The 1,160-nt window shown below is 40.8% G+C and carries 1 protein-coding gene; it reads right to left on the reverse strand.

Annotated features, from left to right (window positions below; all coding sequences use genetic code 11):
- Window positions 1-286: 286 nt before the first annotated feature.
- On the reverse strand, window positions 287-1,160 hold an 874-nt coding region (locus tag SMIDD26_RS10775), incomplete at its 5' end, for a lactose/cellobiose PTS transporter subunit IIB (protein WP_167747530.1).

Here is a 1,160-nt window from a genome sequence, read left to right on the forward strand (position 1 = left end):
CAGTGAGCAATCCTTCTCCATCTCACTTCTTGTACCAAGTCACCGAATTGTGACATGAGGAGGTAAAAACGATATCTTTTTACCGACGAATTAACAAGGCGATTAGGAAATTCGCCATAGTGATTTCCGTAACGAGAGGAGACTATTTCACAGTTCCTAGCCTTAATCGAATTGTGACATGAGGAGGTAAAAACGATATCTTTTTACCGACGAATTAACAAGGCGATTAGGAAATTCGCCATAGCGATTTCCGTAAGGATAGGAGACTGTTTCACAGTCCCTAGCCTTAATCGAATTGCGCTTGTACAAATGCAAGAGCACCTTTTCCATCACGAGTTAATTTGATGTATTGAGCGCCTTCTGTCTTGGCAAGTTTAATACCGAGTTTATCTGTTTCTGCTTTCATATCTTCAAAGTTTGAAGCAACTTGAGGGGCAAGGATAACCAAATCAAACTCTGGTAACATTTCACGGTGAGCACCATAACCACCTGCTGCTGCTCTCACAGGAACATTATATTCTGCAGCTGCTTTGTTCAAAGCATTTGCAAGGAGACCACTTGTACCTCCACCTGCACAGAGAACGAGGACATTTGTTTCTTCAGTGATGGTATTTTGTGCTGCATCGACACCCGCTTTTTCAAGAATAGCATCTGCTTTTGCAGTGTTGAAGTTTGCAGCAACTTTTTCTTTCAATTCATCATTAGATTTACCTGAACGCTCTTCTTCAAGAATTTGTTCATCATAGACCTTAAGGAATGGATAGTAAATGACTACGTCAACCACGATTAGAAGGGCAGCAAGAATGAATGATAGAACTTGGAAGTTCGTACCAAGAACTAGACCTAGTGGAGCTGGAGTTGTCCATGGTAGATTAGCAGTAAATGAGTTCATTCCAAGAGTTTCAATAAAGAATTTGAAGATCCAAACGTTTGCGATTGGAGCAAAGATAAATGGAATGAAGAAGATTGGGTTCAATACAAGTGGTGCACCAAACAAGATTGGTTCATTTACACCGAAGAAGGTAGGAACTACTGAAGCACGTCCGATTGCACGGTTACGTTTTGATTTTGTTAACCACATAAACATGAATGGAACAACCAGTGTCGCACCAGTACCACCCATGGTAACGATAAACATTTGTGTACCAGAAGTAAGAATC

Origin of the sequence: Streptococcus mitis, assembly GCF_001579035.1 — a bacterium.
Taxonomy (GTDB): Bacteria; Bacillota; Bacilli; order Lactobacillales; family Streptococcaceae; genus Streptococcus; species Streptococcus mitis_J.